Raw genomic sequence first — 19880 nt, forward strand, 5'->3', positions numbered from 1 at the left:
AGCACAGGTGCGGCTCCGTGACGGAGCCCTGCATGGCGAACAGCACATCATGTTTACCGACCGCCGGATCGAACGGCATCAATTGCCGTATTACCTCAGAGTGTTCAACAGCGTCACCGACAAACCCATCGGCTTTCTCGGCAATGTGTCTGCGGACGGGCTGATGCTGATCAGCCAGTTGCCGATGATGATCGGGGTGGATTTTCAGTTACGCCTCAAGGTCCCCGCCCGCGATGGCAGCCAGCAAGTCATCGATTTCAGCGCCTGTTGCGTGTGGTGCCATGAAGACGCCACGCCGCTGCATTACGACGCCGGGTTCATCCTGCGCCGCGCTCCGCCGGAGTTTGGCCAACTGGTGCTGGCGCTGAAGCAGTATTTCAGTTTTCAGCCGTTGCCCGCTTCTGCCTGAACAGCAAAAGATCGCAGCCTTCGGCAGCTCCTACAGGGGGAACGCATTCCAAATGCAGGAGCTGCCGAAGGCTGCGATCTTTTGATTTTTACGTCACGCCACCGCGATCGCCCGCTCCTGATCCAGCGCCTTTTCCGCCAGCAATAGGCCCATCTCGCTCAACTGATAGATCGCCATCGCCAGATGTCGCGGCTTGTCCTCGAGGCTGTCCGCCAGGTCGAGCAGCAGAATGCTGACCGAAGAAAAGGTTTCGTAGGTTTGAATGGCCATCGCTTCGGGGTTGATGTCGGGCGCGACCATGAACATCTGCATGCCGCGATCGACGGAATTGCACGACGGCGCAGCGGCGGGTTTTTTCAGGTAGTGATCGAGGGCTTTTTCAGCGGCCTCGTGGAGTCTGGTGGAATCGGGGGAAGCGTAGGGGGAGGTCGAGTCTTCGGTTTCGGGGGGATTGGGTGTTGGTTTGATCATGGTGATAACCCTTGGTTGGGGCCTTCACCCCTCGCGACTAAACGAAAGGGTGGCGGCTGGACGCAGGTTAGTCGACCGGGGGTATCACCAAAAACCGGCGCGCCGAAGCGCCCTGCGTACAGCCACCATCGAGTGCGGGGATAGGGATTACCCGACTTGATGACGCTTATACACCTTGATGACAAACCCCCGGGCGACTAAACCCGACCACTGATTGGCAGCGGCACGGATCACGTTACGGGGCAGCTCCAAAGCGCACAAGCCGGCGGATTCTGAGTGATGTGTAGGCAACGGCGCAAGCCGATGTAGCCGCGTGTTAATGACTGAAGGACGTCTGCATGTTGCGGCGTGGGAATAGTTACCGCTGGTCGGGACTGTCAGAGTTGACAGGTGTCGGGTGCTTAGTTCCCACGTTCAATGCCCTTGACAACTGCCTGTGGCAAGCATGGGAAGCTCATCATGTCCGAGGATTCAAAACAAGGTGCTGATAGTCCTGAACGGGGCGCATTCAACAACGAAGAACCGACTGTCCCGTTACGAGACGCCTGTAACGTTAAGCCTGGAGTGTTAATTGACGGCCTGCAGTTTTATTACGCCGGTCAGGTTTTGCTCGTCGGTACAACCATGGACATAACGTTCAATATTCCGCAAAGAGATGGCCTGGATCACAACGTGCACCTCGATTTCCACACCGCTGCGGGTGATTACATGCGGGTCATCGATAGTAAGTACAGGGATTACACCTGGCATACGGTTCGTATCAGCGGACTGAAGGAAAGTGCCTCCGCTCGATTTGATGGTCAGTGGGATTACAAGGGCGACTGGTCAAACTGGACCTCCCAGCATCTTGTAGTGAGGACGCCTGCCAAGTTCCATCCCAAAGCAGTTGTTACAGTCGGCGGGACGGTGTCAGGTACTGCCCGCTCAGGCAGTGTGATAAAGCTTGTGCGTCCTGCCGACAAAGCCGTAATGAGTACGACGCACACTACTCCAAATCATGGACCGTGGACTGTCACGTTATCGACCGGCCTTCATCAAGGCGTGCACGAGCTACTGATCCGTGAAGACGTCGACGGAACGCTGGGTCGATATACCGAAACGTGGACATTCACCGTTCTGAACAAAATCCAAATCACGTCCCCGAATATCAGTCTGCCCGTCGAGAACGTTCAACCCGTGATCAGGGGGAGCGGGGCGTACAAAGACGCCACAATCACGGTTTACATAAAAGGTTCAACGTTGCCTGCCGTCTCTTTTACTGCTGTTTCCGACGGCGACTGGGCCGCAACCAGTACCTATACTTTTGCGCGAGGGGCTCGCTACACCCTCGTTGCCCAACAGAGTCTGAAAGGAATCTTTGCCGACCTTGGGGATCCTCAAGAGTTTTATGTTATCGGGCCTCCAGTATTTACAGCGCCAAAGCCCAACCCCGCTTCGCCGCCAATCGTGGAAGCCAAAACGATGTTCGAGGGGACCGGCGCCACTGGTTTCTATCAGAACAGGGTCGACGTGTATTCAGAACAAATGGGGAGCGACGCCGTGACCGTGGGCTGGCCTGATCCCGTGACTGGAGAATGGCGCCGAGAAGGCACCCTTTCACCCGGCCCGCATTCGATTTTCGGCACGCACACAGTTTATGGGGTTACCTCAATAACAAGTGAACCCTTCGGCATACGAGTACGCACGGGCAAGCCGACGGTCACATATACGCAAGCCAATGAAACGATCACATTTTCCGGCACCGGACATTTCGACGAGAAGCTCAGAACCGAAATCGAGTTCACTATCCTCGAAAGTCCAGCCGACCCAATGCCGGTCGCGCCTCCAAATGCACAAGTACAGCGCAACGGCACTTGGAGCACCACCGTAACGGGCTGGAAATTTGGCACCTATAAAATCAACGCCGTCCAGAAGATCAGAGACAACGCCAGCGGCTGGATCGACTCGCTGCCGCTGACCTTCGAAGTAAAGAATGTCCTCCCCGATGTCAGTGAAGTGCAATTCACCAACGACTACCAACCGACCTTCAGCGGCAAAGGTTTCAACAGAGCCTTGGTTCAGCCACGCAGGCCCAATAGCCCATATCTTGAAGCGCCTGAAGTGGAGGTCGTCGGCGGGCGGTGGTCCACCCAGGCTTCGAGCGTTTGGGGACCCTCGTTCGAACGTGAAGTACACATAAAGCAATTTCTCGACGGGCACCAGTCGCCAAACTGGTTTGTCCTCAAAGTCACCATCCCGCCGCAGGCCCTGGCCTGAACGAGCCTGAGGATGACGGACTTTCACCCAGGTTCAGCGGCACGTGCTGGCCGGGTGCAACCGTGAACATTGAGTACAGCGACGAAACCGGCATTGTGCACAAGGGCATCGTCAGTGCTGACACGTGGCAGTTCAGGCGCGACAAAGAATTTGCCCTGGATATCACACATACCGTCACGGTAACCCAAGTCGCCGCGCAGCAAACTTCGCAGCCGACGTCCACGACCTTCATAGTCAGGAGAGCGATGGTTACGCCAGTGATTACCCAGCCGCCGGACGGCTCGGAAGTCGGTCGTGCTGTAACGGTCGAGGGCACGATGGGTATGGTAGGCGCCACTTTGCAACTGCGCGACAAGCAGTTTGATCGTCCCTTGGGCGATCCGAAAATATTGAGCCAGGATGGCGACTGGTCGATTGACCTGAGCCTCGAGCAATTCAGGCTCTACACCTTTGACGCCCAGCAGACACTGGACGGTCGACCGTCGCTACACAGTGACGAGCATGAATTGACGGTGGTGCTGCTACCGCCAGAATTTCTCCAGCCGATACAACACGGCAAGTTGCCACGAACCGCGTTGCTCAAGGGTACGGGCATGAGGGGCGGGGTTGTCGAAGTCTGTCTGCAAGGGCTTGCCGAACCTCTGCTCAGTGATGTCATTGTGGATTGGGCAGGCAATTGGCAAGCCGAAGTGACGTTGCCGGTGGGCAGCAAAACGATCTGGGCCCGGCAAAGTTTCATGGATGAAAGCGGCAAACTACAAGAGTCGAAAGACAGCGAGCCGCTGCACTTTGACATTGTGCCAGCGGCACCCTTCATTGAAACCCCGATCGAGGGCGATGCCATCGGGGAGCAGGTGGTGGTGTGCGGTTTTGGCGTGCCGGGCGATACGGTTACGGTGACGCTGGTAGGTGCCGCGCGTTCCGAGCCGGCAAGCGCCGTCGTGCAGGAAAATCGCACCTGGTCAGTGATGCTCGATAGTCTGCTCGGCGGGGGGCTTTACCGGCTGGAGGCAGTCGCATCTCTGGACGGGTTCGAATCATTTGAAACCCTGCGCTCGGTCATTCTGGGTACTTTCCGACCTGTGCTCGACGGGCCTGCAGCCGGACGTTGGGTCAGTCATCCAGTGCAGTTCAGCGGCAAGGGCCGTCCGGGCGTGGGCGCCATCGTGAGTTGGTACAACCCGGATGTTCAGTGGCTGGCTCAGGTACCCGTGGTCGATGAGCACTGGCGCGGGGCGGCGACAAGGGCACTGCCTCTGGCGGGCAACTGGTACCGATTCCGGCAGACGCTGACTGACGCGGCGGATGACGCAACGATGTCCGATTGGGCCGACAGCGCGCGTTTTGAAGTCGAAGCCGCGCGACTTATCAGCCATGCCGGGCGGCGTTATTCAGGTGTACAAGCTGGTGGACTCTGAGTGATGTGTGGTAACGACGCAAGCTGATGCAGTCGCGTTTAATGGCTGAAGGACGCAAGGATACTAAGGCGTGGAATAGTTACCGCTGGTCGGGACTGTCAGGTTTTACAGGTGTAGCGATGTGAGGCACCGGTATTCAATGAATTTACCTGTTGCATCAATCAGCCACCTTGCCCTTTCTGAGATCCGGCCATGGAACAAGATGATGGTATTAAAGATCCTTCCGACAGCTTGCCCCCGAAACAAGAGGTAGTCTGCGCTGAGGAGATCGGAACGGATGTGACATTTGTAACCCATGAGCTTCACGCGGAAGAAGACGGTAGGTGGGCGCAGCTTCGAGTGAGCTATGCCTACTCCTACGATGGTTCGACATTTACTTGCATCGTGTCAGCGTACAGAGCAAAAGAGAATCGACGTTATGAAGGGAATGTAAAATTCTATCTTTCTTTGGTTAGCGGTGAAGGTGATGTAAGAGAACTGACGGGCAGTGCTCGCCAGACCGGTGAGTGGATCGATCTTGATGAACCCTATCGAGAAATGATTATCGCCAATCAGAGAAACGTAACAGTGGGGTTTGATTATATTTATGATGTGGGTAACGCAAGCGATCCGGTTCTGAAAACCTACAAGGTTGCCAATTATCGGATGCCTGTACCAACTATCAATGCAATCCGAAACTTCACATCTTCAACTTTCGCTGTCAAGGGCACGGGAGCAATATACCGTTATACTGTTGTCTTGGATGATGGGCGCGGTACGATTGGGGCAGAAGAGGCTTTCTACGATCCTTGGTCAGTGCCCGTCACCGTGGCAGACAACAAGAATTCTCTAAGTTTTCAAGCATATCAAATGTACGCCGGTAAGGTTTCCGAGCGGACGGCTTATGTAACAGTCTACCGCGCTCGAATAACTTACCCGACAGCTAATGCGCTGGTTTTGGCAAAGGATCTGGTTTGTTTCAGAGGAATGGCTGCGCCGGGTACTGTAATTAGAGTGGTTGGGCATTTGGATCATTATGAAAACTGGAGCGAGGTTATTACTGTCGGAGAGACCGATACGACTTGGGAGGCTCCGGCAATAAAGGTCTCTGGCAGCGGGACGTTCTCGGTTGTCGCCCAACTTAAATCACCCAATATCAATCATTTTTATACCGATGCCATAACTTTCAGAGTCATGGGGCTGCCGTTAATATCCAAGCCACCTGCGGGAGCAGTTTATGAACAAGACTTCCTTCTGAAAGGAAGCAACGGCTTGGCTGGGGCGCGATTGAGAGCATTTTTTGATCTGACGAATGATCCTGTTCGTGATTGGGAAGTCGTTAGCAATGCAGGCGGGGCGTGGGAGGGGATGATCAACGTGCCGCCAGGGCCGATCAGCCTGGTCGTCGAACAGGATCTGGATGACGTGTCATCCGGACGCAGTGCACCACAAGCCTTCAGGATTCGCCCCCCACTCTGAAACAGCCCAACGTCACCATCTCCGGGACCACGGTGACCTTTGCCGGTAACGGTTATTACGATCGCGATCTCAAATCTGAAATCCAGTTCACCGTCAGCGGGGGCGCGGTGCAAGTTCCCGCGCCTGCAAATGCTGAAGTGATGCCGGGAGGCATCTGGGAAACCGCAGCGCAGTGGCCTTTGGGTACGTACAACGTCTTTGTCATTCAAAAAATCGCCGACAACGCCAGCGGCTGGATCGACTCGCTGCCGCTGACCTTCGAAGTAAAGAATGTCCTCCCCGATGTCAGTGATGTGCAATTCACCAACGACTACCAACCGACCTTCAGCGGCAAAGGCTTCAACGGCGCCACGGTGAATCCACGCAGGCCCAATAGCGGAGATCTCGAAGCGCCAGCAGTGGAGGTTGCTGGCGGGCGGTGGTCTACCAAGGCTTCAACGGTCTGGGGACCCTCGTTTGAGCGTCAGGTCCACATCAAGCAATATCTCGACGGGCACCAGTCGCCAAACTGGTTTGTCCTCAAAGTCACCATCCCGCCGCAGGCACCTGGCCTGAACGAGCCTGAGGATGACGGACTTTCACCCAGGTTCAGCGGCACGTGCTGGCCGGGTGCAACCGTGAACATTGAGTACAGCGACGAAACCGGCATTGTGCACAAGGGCATCGTCAGTGCTGACACGTGGCAGTTCAGGCGCGACAAAGAGTTTGCCCTGGATATCACACATACCGTCACGGTAACCCAGGTCGCCGCGCAGCAAACTTCGCAGCCGACGTCCACGACCTTCATTGTCAGGAGAGCGATGGTCACGCCAGTGATTACCCAGCCGCCGGACGGCTCGGAAGTCGGTCGTGCTGTAACGGTCGAGGGCACGATGGGTATGGTGGGCGCCACTTTGCAACTGCGCGACAAGCAGTTTGATCGTCCCTTGGGCGATCCGAAAATATTGAGCCAGGATGGCGACTGGTCGATTGACCTGAGCCTCGAGCAATTCAGGCTCTACACCTTTGACGCCCAGCAGACACTGGACGGTCGACCTTCGCTACACAGTGACGAGCATGAATTGACGGTGGTGCTGCTGCCGCCAGAATTTCTCCAGCCGATACAACACGGCAAGTTGCCACGAACCGCGTTGCTCAAGGGTACGGGCATGAGGGGCGGGGTTGTCGACGTCTGTCTGCAAGGGCTTGCCGAACCTCTGCTCAGTGATGTCATTGTGGATTGGGCGGGCAATTGGCAAGCCGAAGTGACGTTGCCGGTGGGCAGCAAAACGATCTGGGCCCGGCAGAGTTTCATGGATGAAAGCGGCAAACTACAAGAGTCGAAAGACAGCGAGCCGCTGCACTTTGACATTGTGCCAGCGGCACCCTTCATTGAAACCCCGATCGAGGGCGATGCCATTGGGCAGCAGGTGATGGTGTGCGGTTTTGGCGTGCCGGGCGATACGGTCACGGTGACCCTGGTCGGTGCCGCGCGTTCCGAGCCGGCAAGCGCCGTCGTGCAGGAAAATCGCACCTGGTCAGTGATGCTCGATGCAAGTCTGCTCGGCGGGGGGCTTTACCGGCTCGAGGCAGTCGCATCTCTGGACGGGTTCGAATCATTTGAAACCCTGCGCTCGGTCATTCTGGGTACTTTCCGACCTGTGCTCGACGGGCCTGCAGCCGGACGCTGGGTCAGTCATCCAGTGCAGTTCAGCGGCAAGGGCCGTCCGGGCGTGGGCGCCATCGTGAGTTGGTACAACCCGGATGTGCAGTGGCTGGCTCAGGTACCCGTTGTCGATGAGCACTGGCGCGGGGCGGCGACAAGGGCACTGCCTCTGGCGGGCAACTGGTACCGATTCCGGCAGACGCTGACTGACGCGGCGGATGACGCAACGATATCCGATTGGGCCGATAGTGCGCGTTTTGAAGTCGAAGCTGCGCGCTTGCCCCACGCCGACTCCTGAAATCCGGCTTCCGACGAACGGCTATCAAAACTGTCAGAAATGACAGTGGACTTGACGGCGTTCGAAGCGCTCAATCGTACTCACTGAATGTGCAGCCTGACGAAGGACGTCAGGTTGCGCGGGCCAGTTGTCGCCTAAAGGAATCTGATCATGGTTGATTCGCGCCGTCCCGCCCTGCAACTGTTCGATGTGTTGTTCAGCGAGGAACAACGAGCACAGAACGTCGGACTGCAGAACCTCGAGACATACCTGCAAAACGGTGGATCAATTTATCCACTGGTTGAAAGGGGTGTTCAATGCATGGTCCAAGAGCATCAGCTCAGCGTTGAGCAAGCGCAACAATATTGGCGCGGCGCCAATAGCATAGCCACGTCTCAGCGGCGCCAATTTATCGAGCAGACGCTGCGGGGCACCAGGCCCGCGCCAAAGCGCAGCTCCAGCGGTTTGTTATCGATCGTGGACGGTCCCAATTATCACGCTCTGATCGGTACCGATTTTTCCGCGTTGTGCCCGCCAGATGCACTGGAGTCCATCTGGTCGCCAGTGGCGTATCTGATCGACTTGTTGCGCTGGGTTCGTGACCGTCTGGAGGGTATCAGAGAGGAAGACGATTTCTCGCTGCATAACCGGCGCACAGATCTCTTGGCACTGAACGTCGACTTCAATGCGGTTTATCAATCGATCTCTTCTGTGGACATCATCGTTGAGGTGCTGGAGAAATTCATCGCGGCGCAAACGGATATCGAATCCATCGAAGACGCGCTGATCGCAGCCCGCTACCCCAATGGTCTGCCTTATTACCAGCATTGGGTCACAATTGATGGTATCGCGCAGTTTCATGGCCTGTCGGTGGGCGACTTCGAGCACCGGGTCGACCTGGCTTATCCCTATTTTCTGCAAGCCAATGCTCGAGGTGCCAATACTGCACAGGGTTTCGCCCATGCCTCGCGGCTTGGCCCTTATCAGCGCCAGTTGCTGACCGAACCGCGTGCGGATTTCGCCCTTCGCGAAGATTTTTTTGCGCACAACTTTGGTACCTATACCGAGATGTATTCGAATCTCAATCAGGTGGAGTTTTTCGGTCAGCGCACCAAGCTCGACAGCCGACAGATCGAGGCGCTTCTGTCGATCGGCGACTTTGCTCCTGTGCGCTCGGCCAATGTGACCTACCCGGATGAAACGCCCAAGCAGCCTGAAAGCGAGCGCTCGGGTTCGGTTTACATCAATGACGGTACTGCGCCGGCGGTGGGTTTCGATCCTGCAACCAAGCCTCGCATTCGAATGACGGCAAACCCCGACGAACTCATCGGGTTCAACCGCTATACCCGGATGAATCAGATGGTGCGTCTGGCCAACTGGACAGGATTGCCGTTCGAACAGCTGGACGCAGTGTTGACATCGGTCATCCGGGCAACAGGGCGCGGCAATTCAACGAAAGGTCACAGCAACGGGATGGACATCTCCAGTGGCGCGGTTCATGCGCTTGGGTTGTTCCAGACGTTGCGCGAGCGCTACGAATGCACCGCCGCGGACTTTGCTGTGTTTGTGGGTGAGCTGTCGGTTTATGGCCGCGGTGAAGCGCTCTCGCAATTCGATCAGGTGTTCAATTTTCAAACCGGTTATCGCGAGCCTTTCAAGCTCGACAACGATGAGTTTGCGGTGGCGCCGATACCGGGCGTGGTGGATCTGACGATCAGCCAGCTCTGCAGTGGTCTGGCGATTGATCCGCAGACTTATTACGTGCTGGCGAACGCTGTGGCCAAGGCTCATGGCTTGACCGACAAATTGAAGCGCAACGCAGCGATCATCTCGAGCTTCTACCGTTTGGTGAGGCTGGCCCGGCTGTTGAACATCACTCCGGTTGAAGGCGTGCTGATGCTATCGATCCTGGGCGGCGATGACTGGGTCAATGGCTTGGCCGGTACTCCTGTCATCCACGATGTACCGGACGGTTCACCGGATGCGCTGGAACTGATCGAGGCTATGCAAAGTTGCGTGCAGTGGTGCGCGCAAAACAATCTGCCGGTGTTGTGGGTGTTGCAGCATGCGGTCGCTGCGCCAGCGGCTCAGGATCCATCCGAACAGGATGAGCAGTTTTTCGAGCAGGTTCGCAATTTGCTGCCGACTGCACAGTTGTCCAATAGTACGTTTCTCATGGCAGGCGTTCCGGCAGCCGGGGCCGCGGACTGGATCGAATTTCTCGCGACATCCGCCGACAGCCTGGGGCCGATAACCGACGGGCATGGTTTGATCCTGCCTCCGGAGGGAAGCGCTGAGATGTATCTGGCCTCCGTCCATAAAAAAATCACCTGGGCGGTCGACAGCGCCTTGGGTGAGATCGAGCCAGCGTTGCGGCAGAGCATCATCGACAGCATGGTCAGCGCGTTTTTACAGATGCGCGATGCGCAGACTTCGCTGGTCAAGGAGACGCTGGCGGCATACGCCGGCGTTGGCGTGGATCAGGCATTGCCGGTCCTGAACTGGGCAGACGTCACGGTGCATCAGTTACTGCTGCATGTGCTGGAGCAAGCGGATGCGGGGAGCGAAGGGGGCGGCCGAACTCGCCCCCGAGTTGCCGACACATCATTCGATCTACTGGCTGAAGTTCGCCGGCGCAGTGAGGTGGTGTCGACCCTGGGGTTAAGCGCGGCGCTGTTGCAGGATTATCTGGATAGCGGCTACAAGGACTGGCTGGTTCAGGACGACAAACATGCGTTGACGGTGCGCACTCTTTATTACCTGACCACGCTCACTCGCGCTTTTGCCATCGCCTCAGCCTCGAGCGGCCAAGCGCCAGAGAAGCTGTTGGACTACCTGCGTCAGGTCAACGCATTGCCGGATGTCACCGGAGATGCGAGATGGCTGGCACAACAGGCGGCGGCGATCAAACTGGCCGATTTTTTTGGCTGGAGCGTTCAGGAAGTGCGCGAATGTGTCAGCCGCATCGATCCCGACCTGAAGGTGTTGAAAAACCTTCCCCAGCTCGATTTGTTGATGCGCGTGCTGGCGCTGTCCACCGAGAGCGGCATGGATGCGTTAACGATTTTTCTCATTGGCAATCTGCCCGAAACCGTCGACAAAAAATCCTATGCCGATGCCGCCGAACATGCCCTGCTCGGCGAGTCCGATACTCGTGCCCCGATCGTGCATGTTCCAGGCGACGTCAAAGGGCTGGTCACAATCACGTGCGAAGTGGTGGATGACAGCACCGTCGTGGCTAACAAGCCAGACGAAAAAGTCACTTATAAAGTGACCCTCAAAGACGCCAATGGAAAGTCGCTGAGTGGCGTCAATGTTTATTGGCGCGCCACATTGGGCACCATTGAATACAAGGCGACGGGAACGGACGGGACACTTTTGGCCGAGTTTATCCCCGGCAAGGTCATGGGCCGCGACACGCCAATGCTTTGGTTGGACTTGTTCGAGCCGCAATACGCCCCTCCCATAGAAATAACTGCCGACTTCACTACGTTGTCGTTCCCTATTGCAGAACTTTCACCTACGCCTTTGGAAACAGTGAAATACGGTCATGAAGTAGAACTGTATGCGGTGCTGGAGGACGACTACGGAAACCGCGGACAAAACTCGCTCGTGGAGTGGTTCGGCAAGAGCGTTCCGCCCGCGAAGATGGATGCCGTCACTATTCGGCCGGCGCAGGGGTTCACTGATCAGCAGGGGCTTACCCGGGTTTTTGTCTCAAGCAGGACGGGCGGCACATTCGTGTTCAGCGTTCGCTCTCAGTCTGGGGAAAACGAAAGAATATTCCCCCATGCCATTACCTTTGCCAGGGAGTAGCGGCAGGGCGTTGCGTACTGCCTGGCGAACGTTTTTCCCCGGGCCATATTCCAAGGAGCAAGATCATGGCACTGAGTAATATTGGCGGGCTGCTGGAAAAACGTCGCTCGGCACTTCTTGAGTACTGCATCGGTCAAGTGGCCAATGATAAATACCCTTTTCTGAAAACACCTGAAGACTTGTTTGAATTGCTGCGCATGGATCCTCTGGATACTTATCAGGTCAAGAGTTCCAGAGTTGCCGAAGCGATAAGTTGTGTGCAGCAGTACATCCATGCGGTGTATCGAAAGCTGGAACCAGGATTCCGGGATCACGAGTTCGACAAGCGTCATCTGCGCGAATGGGAGATTTTCAGCAATTATCCCGACTGGACCGTGCCCCACCAGATTTCATGCTATGCGGAAAACTTCATCGTTCCATCGGTGCGATTGCGCAAAACCAGTCTGTTCAAGAATCTGGAAAACAACCTGAACCAGGCCCGTCTGGACAAAGATACCGTGCAGGCGGCGCTGCAGGATTATTTGCAGGCATTCGAACAAGTCTGCGATCTCGATGTGATCAGCTGTTTCATGGACGGCGTGACACCGGCCAAAGCTGATTACTACTTTCTGGGGCGGCAGCGGGTGCAGCCGTTTCAGTATTTCTGGCGCAAGGCCGAGATCGAACTGGGCGCAACCAGCGTTTCGGTCAATCCGGCGGTCTGGAGTGAATGGCAGGCCGTGGAAATCCCGACCGCCGATCAGGTGCTGGATATCCGCCCCGTGTTCTGGAATGGCCGGTTGTGTGTGGTATGGGCCGAATGGCGCGACGCGGTAGTCGCGAGCGCAGCGGAGTCGCTCAGCCCGAGCAAACTGGTGATCAATCTGGCATTCATGAAGCAGAACGGGCAGTGGTCTGCGCCGTTGTGTGTGCACAGTTCAGAACACAAGGACGAGGGTTTGGCGAGCTCCAGACTGATTGCGACGGTGCAGGTCGATTATCTGAATCCGAAGGGCAAGTTGGGGATTTTACTGACGGGCAACCTATCTTCGCCATCCGGCAGTCTGCGGGTGCATGGTGTCTACGACGTTCTGATGCGCCCCCTTCTGGACGGTGGCGCGTGGCTGGATCTGGCGCTTGAGGAGCGATTCGTCAGCAACGATACGGTTCAGCACCCACTGAACAGTCAGGTGACTGTTGTCACTCGCATAAAGACCCATGGTTCCCTGACGCCCTATCTCGACCTGCACGTTATGGCAACGCGCGCGGATGACAAAGATGTGCTGACGGTGCAGGGTTTTTGCAGCCCCACGGGCCTGGACAGCGCTCGGTTGAAAATGGAGCTGCAAATTGCAGGTCTGCCTTCTGATAGTGACCCGCCGCCGATCCTCGAAGAACAGGATGCAGGCGGGGGCTGGGTAACTCAGCCGTGGACTTCCTCGCGGACGAAAGGCACCTGGCCCACGCCAGTCATTTTTTCATTCGCCTCTCCCACTTCCCCGACAGGACAGAAAGAGTTCGACCTGACGATTGTCGATCTCATGGATTTCGTCCCGCCAGCTCTGCACAAGAACAGTACCGACGGGGCACAGTTTCTTTCATTCAATCAAACTGGACTGGCGTTGAAATTCATTCGGCTCAATTCCTTGTTTGGCTCGGAACTGGTGAGATGCTCGAATATTTCCGTGGACGCCGTGCTGGACTGGTCCAACCATTTCATTCGCGAACCGTCGCCGATCGGCGCAGAGTTCGTTGAACCACCCAATGGTGCCTTCGACGGTGCCAATGGTCTGAACTTCTGGGAGCTGTTTTTTCACCTGCCGCATTTGATCGCCACCCGGTTGCGCGACGAAGAACGCTTTCAGGAAGCGCAGAGCTGGCTGCATTACGTATTCGATCCACAGGCCACCGCAGATCCGGCCAATCCGCCGGTTCCGATCGCGAACCCGAAACCGGCGTATTGGCGTTGCCGGCCTCTGGATATCGCAACAGCGCCGGGCAATCCAGGGTGGGAAATCCAGAATCCCCTCGATCCGGATGCCATTGGCTATGCCGCACCCGCACATTTTCAGATCCTGATGTTCACCGACTACGTAGAAAACCTGATGGCGTGGGGCGATTGGTATTACCGACAATTGACCCGTGACAGTCTGGTGGCCGCCAAGCTTTGCTATGTCCAGGCCGGGTTTCTGATGGGCAAGGCGCCCACCGCCGACACAGCGACTCGTTGGCAGACCGACACCGTGGAAAACCTCTTGGACAATTGCGAATCGCGACCCCTGCTTGAAGCGCTTGAAAAAACGCTGGATTTCAACCTGGCAGATTACCCGATCGCTTCCGACACCCCGCCGATCCTGGGTTTGTTGGCCTGCGAACCTTTCAGAATTCCGATCAATCAATCGCTGCTCGACCTGTTCGCAAAGCCGCAGCAACGCCTTGATAACCTGCGCAACAATCTCACGATCGATGGCAAACCGCTGGACGTGTTGCTGTTCAGCCCGATGACCGATCCCAGGCAATTGCTCCGCGATCTGGCCGCTGGTAGCGCGGCCGGGCCCAGACCGATGGGCGGGCGCCTGGTGGTCAATGCGTATCGCTGGCGGGTCACGTTCGAAGTCGCGTTGCGCGGGGTACAGAGCCTGCGGGATTTCGGCAGTCTGGTGCTGCGTCTGCTCGAGCAACGCGACCGTGCCGAGCAGGAAGAATCGCAGCAGAACCATTTGCTCGAGCTGGGTCGCTATGCCGAAACGGTACAGGAACAATCCATCGCCCAACTGGAGGCGAATGTCACAGCGCTGAAGCAGAGTCGGGCAATGGCGCAGGACCGGGCCGACGCCTATGCAATGCGTTACAGCGAAAACGTTTCGCCGATCGAGTATCAGGTCATGGCCAGTCTGCAGCAGTCGAAGACATCAGCACTGCAGGCCAAAGTTGTCAGGGTGGCAGGGGGCGTCATCGCGGCGTTGCCAAAAATCTATGGTACTTCCAACGGTGGCTTCAAACCCGAACACACTTTCGATGCGGTGGCTTTCGGCCTGGAGGTTTCTTCGTCATTGCTGCAAATCGACGCCGACCGACAGGCCACCACTGAAGGTTATCGCCGTCGCCGCAGTGAGTGGGCGCTGCAACGCGATCAGGCGCTGGCGGAGGTGGGCGCAATCGATGCGCAGATCGAAGCGCAAAGCCATGCGATCAACGCGGCGAGATCCAGCCTTGAACAGACGCTCAGGGCCAACAGCCAAGCGTTGACCATGTACAACTTCCTTAAAAAACGCGCGAGCAATGCCGAGCTGTTCGGCTGGATGCTTGGCCAGCTCAAGGCTCTGCACTATCAGGCGTACGACGCAGTCGTCAGCCTGTGCCTTAGTGCTCAGGCTTCACTGGCTGCCGAAACCGGGGATTATGATGCCCCCGTCCCTTTGCCTCAGGCCTGGCTCGATCACCGTTATGGTCTGGGCTCGGGTGAACAACTGCATATGTACCTGCTGGACCAGGAGCGCAGGCGCTTGCAAAGCTACGAGCGGCGGCCGGAACTGATCAAAACCATTTCCTTGCGGCAGTTGTTCGACGACAGAATCGAGCCTCAAGAGGGCATAACCAGCTGGGCAGATGCACACGCGCAATTGATGGCAACAGGTGTGTTGGAGTTCAGACTGACCCAGTTGTTGTTCGACCGTGATCATCCTGGCCATTTCTGCCGGCAGATCAGTTCGGTGGAAGTCGATCTGCCTGTGCTGGCCGGTCCCTACGAGGATGTGCGGGCAACGTTGCAGCAGATCAGTAGCGTGACCGCGACCCGACCGACCACACAGTCTGTGCAGTATTTGCATAACCCCACCGCAATCGCACCTGGCGATCTGCTGTTCAACCTGCGCAGCGGTCAGCAGATCGTTTTGTCGGTCGGGCTTGGCGATAATGGCCAGACCCACCAGAAACCCGACGAAGGATTGCTCAACCCGTTTGAATACACGGGTGCCGTTTCCCATTGGCGGCTGAGTTTTCCTCGCCCGCTTAATCAGCCGCAAGCTGCAATGCTCAAATCCTTGACCAATATCATTCTTCGCGTGCGGTACTCCATCAAGGCCGGCGAGCCGACGTACGTCCAAAAGGTCACAGACCTGGTGACCGAGGCTGAAAACACCTACCTGGCGCGCCAACGTAACGGAGCCAGCGATCATGAATGAGCCCGTTGTGCAAAAAAATGAAAGCCTGCTGCTCAATGGTGACTTCAATGATCGGCTCAAAGAGTGGCGTACCAGCGGTAGGGTTGGCCTGGCGAGCGAGTTTTATGATGGCGAGTTAGTCAATTTCATGGAGGTCGGTGTCGGGGCTTCGGCCACACAGGAAGTCAAAGCTCCCAAAACCCCCGGTGCACAAGCCGGTTACGAACTGACGTTTTTATGTGAACTGCGGCCCGGCGTTTCATGGTCGGGCGAATCGGGCTGGTTGCACATCCGCAAGCGCGGTGAAGTGTTGATGAGCATCGAGCTCACGGCGCAAGAAGGTCGGAATCCGGAGCTCGAAAACGCCCGACCGCTGGCGGGACAGCCGCTTGAATTCAAGCCGCGCGCGTATCAACGGTCGCTGGATCAATTGGAATTCGTGAGCGATGAAGCATTGAGCTTCGAGGTCAGCGGTGTCCCTGACAACGCAGGCGACAATCGTTCGGCAATCTGCATCACTCGAATCGACCTGCAACTGAAGCTTGAACCGCTGCAACTGCAGACGGTGCGACTGGATAGCGAAGATCTGCCACCAGGCCAGACGTTATACCTTTGCCTGGGCGCTTCCCTTGGCGATGACCCGGACGACTCTCTGTTCATTCCCCACGGCCTGTCTTTTATTCCGGCAGACGGCAGCGCCTGGCTGGATACGAATATCGCATTGATCATTCACGGCAACCCGATGGAGTCAGTCAAGGCGACCCCCGACTGGGGCGCCTATCAACCGCTATTGTCGCAGTGGTCGCTCGATTGCCCGGATATGCAGGAGGAAAAGGCTCATGACTTCACGATAAGTCTGGTGAACCAGTACAACGCCGAGCCTTACACGATTGACGTATCGTTGGGGCATCATCGATTAGCGCTTCGCGAAGTACAGTGCGCGGCTTATTACCCGGTCCTGGAGTATGCGCAAAGCGTCCGTTTGGGTGTGCAGGTTCTCTCTTACTACACCAGTCAGGCGCTTGATGGCCGGGAAGTCAGGTGGACGACTGCCGGGCAAGGTGTGCTGGGCACCAGCATCACTGATGAACAAGGCTTGGTCTACTTCGATTTCGTTCCTGAGCAAGCAGGCGATTTCGTCCTCACAGCTTCGGTCGACAGTCCTTATTACCCTAGTGGCGAGGTGACTCTCGAGTTTTCGGTCACGGTGCTGGCGACCGATCCCTGGATGGACTTGCGTTGCGTTGTCGAATCGCAGGTAACCCTGTGGAGCGCGACCGGTTATCCCAATCGCGGCACTGATTACCCCTTCATTGTGCGCTTGCCCGCCGACAGCCCTTTGCTGGCGACTGATCTATCGCTGCACTGGAGCGGCGTCGGGCATGAAGAGCTGAAGGTCACGGTCAACCCGCCACTCCAGCAACCGGTCGCTTTCGATGGGGACGATAGTCTCTGGACGCTGGCCTGCGAGGACTGGCTGGACGGTCGCTTCGAACTGTCATTGGTCTGCTCGAAGCTGTTACTGCCATCGCCGCGTAAACCCATGTCGCTGGCGCGCAACAAGGTCAGGATCGCTGACACGCGCGGCCCGAATATTTCACCGGTTGTCGAGGACTCCGAAAAGACGTTGATGCGGGTGCAGGTGGTGCATGTCACTGACAAAGGTGCCGGTGAGCCAGTGATTGATGCAATCGTCGACTGGCAAACCCCCGAGGGCATTGTCGAGTCTCGTACCGGCAGTGGGGGCTGGGCCAGCCTGTATTACCGACCGTTGACGGCTTTGAGCAACGAGACGATTACCGCCAGTGTGAGTGCCTACGAAGGCGGGCCGGCAGATGAACACTCATTTTCGGTCACGGCGTTTGCACGAGACGAATGGAAGGACAAGGTCAGCATCACGTTTGATGTCGTTCCGATTGCCCATGACGGAATCGCATGCAAGCGCGGCCAGAGGCATATCCTGACGGTCCGGGCATTAGCGGGCAGCCCGTTGATTGGCGAGGCAATTACGCTCGGATGGCGGAACGAAAATCCAGAGAACGGTCTGGCGGTGAGCGACCTTGACGTACCGAGAATATTGCGCGAAGGGGAAGATCTGAGTTGGTTGTTCAGCTCTGATCGTATCGAAAGTACCAGCAGTATTTTCGAGGTGAGTTTGCGCACCGACACTCTCACGAACAAGGATTTTTCTTGCCGACTGTTATCACCTGACCTCCATGAAGAAATGACCGTGGTCCTGGATCAGATGACCGATCTCAGGGGCCAGCCACTCTTTCCGTGTATCGGCGCTGTACATCGCTATATCTTCCGCACCAATGCGCTAAGCCCTTTAGTGGGTATTGCCATGGATCTGGTATGGAGTGGAAGCCCGGCGGCAGAGCTCGGAATCGAATTGAGTCCACCCCGCGGAAGCGAAAATTTTGTGGATGACAGCGGGTTTATCTGGACGCTGGACTGTTCAAAAAGTACCAAACCCGGTGTCTTCGCACTTCGGTTCGTTATCAATACCCATGGTTTCAGCGACATCAATACGATGACCTTGGGCCACAATAAAATCACTATCGAAGACGTCCGTGCATCTGCGGTGGATCCGGTCATTGGGCAGGATCCTGCGTGGATGTGGCTGAAGGTACGCTCCCCTTATCGTCCCGACCTCGCTCTGGATCAAGTGCCTGTTCAATGGACAGACGACGGCAGCACCGAAGAGCACAGGACGGCTGCCGACGGCTGGAGTGGTTTTCCCTTTGCGCCAGCCACTGCAGGTGAACATGTGGTGACAGCGGCGGTTATCAGCCCTTATGACCGTTTTGAAGAGCGCCGAACCATGAAGGTTCTAGCGCTGGAAGGGGATCCCTGGGCCGGATTTGAATACAGTTTCGACTCCCAACCGTTTCAGCCACTGGGTCAAAGCGCTGAGTTCCCTCGGCGCAAGGGGCAGCACCAATTGCGCGTGAGTGCCCCGGCGGGCAGCGCGTTGTTTGACCAGCACTTGACGCTGGGCATGACCGGCACCGGGCCGACGGAATTGGGCATGCGCTTCGAGGAGCCACGTCTGGGTGACCCCAGGCTTTTCTCGAGCGCCGGAATGACCTATCGGTTCAACGCGGGCGACCTCAAGGACGGGCGTTTCGGCCTGCGCTTTTCCTCGGCGCGGTTGGCCAGGCTTTCTCCGGTTATTGCAATGTCGCTGGGGCAAGGCGCACAGGTGGTAAAAATTGCGGATCGTTCGCGCAGCAGTCAGACGCTGTTTTGGGGCGAGGCTGTATCCGAGCAGATCACCATTGTGTCGGGCATCAGTGGCAGACCGATGGTGGGGATGAAGGTTGTCTGGAGCAGTCCGGACCTGGGTGAGGTGACCACCACTACCAACTTCTACGGTGAAGCGCGGATACGGTTTGTGCCGACGACACCGGGTGCGGCGCAACTGACCGCTACGGTGGGCGATGCGCTGTATTCGGAATCGATTTCTTTACCGTTTGTTCTGCACGAGCCCCGGGAGATCAAGGAACTGGTCAGCGCTGATCCGAGCGGGTATCCGGGGCAACAGATGACCGCGCAAGTCCTGGTCGTTTCAGCCAGTACCGCGCAACCCTTGGCCAATGTCGAAGTGATGTGGGAGTACGACCGCACCTCGCTGCCGACAACCCTGACGGATGCCGAAGGCAAGGCAACGGCGCGCATTGTCTTGGGAGGAGCAGGCGAGGCTGCATTGCGGGCGTCGGTAAAGGGTGGTTTGGCTGGCTGGGTGGTAAAAACGCTCTGGTTGACCGTCACTGAGTGTCCAGCAGCGGTGGAATCCGTTGTTGCGTCGCCTAATCCGGTTCCCTTGCAGACCTACGTCTCCATGACCGCGCTGATTGTGGCCAAGGAGGGGCGAGAGCCCATGCCCAGACGGAAAATCCTTGTTTCCACTAATTGAGCACCGTTCACTGAGTCGTTTACCGATCACAAAGGGCGATACCAGGCTCACTGGCGGCCGATGAACCTT

The 19880-nt window shown here is 57.0% G+C and carries 9 protein-coding genes; 8 read left to right on the top strand and 1 reads right to left on the bottom strand.

Translation table 11 applies throughout. The annotated features are described in order from the left end of the window. The first annotated feature begins 49 nt into the window (after positions 1 to 49). Positions 50 to 409 carry a PilZ domain-containing protein gene (locus ACZZ0K_RS03400; RefSeq protein ID WP_150741927.1) on the top strand — a complete coding sequence of 120 codons (360 nt, stop codon included), beginning with the start codon at positions 50 to 52 and terminating at the stop codon, positions 407 to 409. A 93-nt stretch (positions 410 to 502) separates the two neighbouring features. Here the strand turns inward: ACZZ0K_RS03400 and ACZZ0K_RS03405 are convergent, their stop codons facing one another. Beyond that, positions 503 to 880 (bottom strand): DUF6124 family protein, encoded by a 378-nt coding sequence (locus ACZZ0K_RS03405; RefSeq protein WP_133339801.1) that lies wholly within the window; start codon positions 878 to 880, stop codon positions 503 to 505. A 459-nt stretch (positions 881 to 1339) separates the two neighbouring features. Here ACZZ0K_RS03405 and ACZZ0K_RS03410 point away from each other — a divergent pair, with 459 nt between their 5' ends. From ACZZ0K_RS03410 to ACZZ0K_RS03440, 7 genes are all read left to right on the top strand, one after another. Next, on the top strand, positions 1340 to 3136 hold the full coding sequence (locus ACZZ0K_RS03410) for a hypothetical protein (protein WP_463558973.1): 1797 nt from the start codon (positions 1340 to 1342) through the stop codon (positions 3134 to 3136). A gap of 62 nt (positions 3137 to 3198) precedes the next feature. Continuing rightward, positions 3199 to 4554 (top strand): hypothetical protein, encoded by a 1356-nt coding sequence (locus ACZZ0K_RS03415; protein ID WP_463558974.1) that lies wholly within the window; start codon positions 3199 to 3201, stop codon positions 4552 to 4554. Positions 4555 to 4746: 192 nt separating this feature from the next. Further along, positions 4747 to 6012 (top strand): hypothetical protein, encoded by a 1266-nt coding sequence (locus ACZZ0K_RS03420; RefSeq protein WP_463558975.1) that lies wholly within the window; start codon positions 4747 to 4749, stop codon positions 6010 to 6012. 32 nt (positions 6013 to 6044) lie between these two features. Then, on the top strand, positions 6045 to 7955 hold the full coding sequence (locus ACZZ0K_RS03425; RefSeq protein WP_463558976.1) for a hypothetical protein: 1911 nt from the start codon (positions 6045 to 6047) through the stop codon (positions 7953 to 7955). Between the two features lie 150 nt (positions 7956 to 8105). After that, entirely contained in the window at positions 8106 to 11750 is a 3645-nt protein-coding gene (locus ACZZ0K_RS03430) for a Tc toxin subunit A (protein ID WP_258707118.1), read from the top strand. A gap of 65 nt (positions 11751 to 11815) precedes the next feature. Further along, entirely contained in the window at positions 11816 to 15913 is a 4098-nt protein-coding gene (locus tag ACZZ0K_RS03435) for a Tc toxin subunit A-related protein (protein ID WP_463558977.1), read from the top strand. Continuing rightward, on the top strand, positions 15906 to 19811 hold the full coding sequence (locus ACZZ0K_RS03440; RefSeq protein WP_463558978.1) for an Ig-like domain-containing protein: 3906 nt from the start codon (positions 15906 to 15908) through the stop codon (positions 19809 to 19811). Before ACZZ0K_RS03435 ends, ACZZ0K_RS03440 begins: the two co-directional genes overlap by 8 nt. Positions 19812 to 19880: the final 69 nt, after the last annotated feature.

It is taken from the genome of Pseudomonas sp. AC255 (assembly GCF_979258175.1).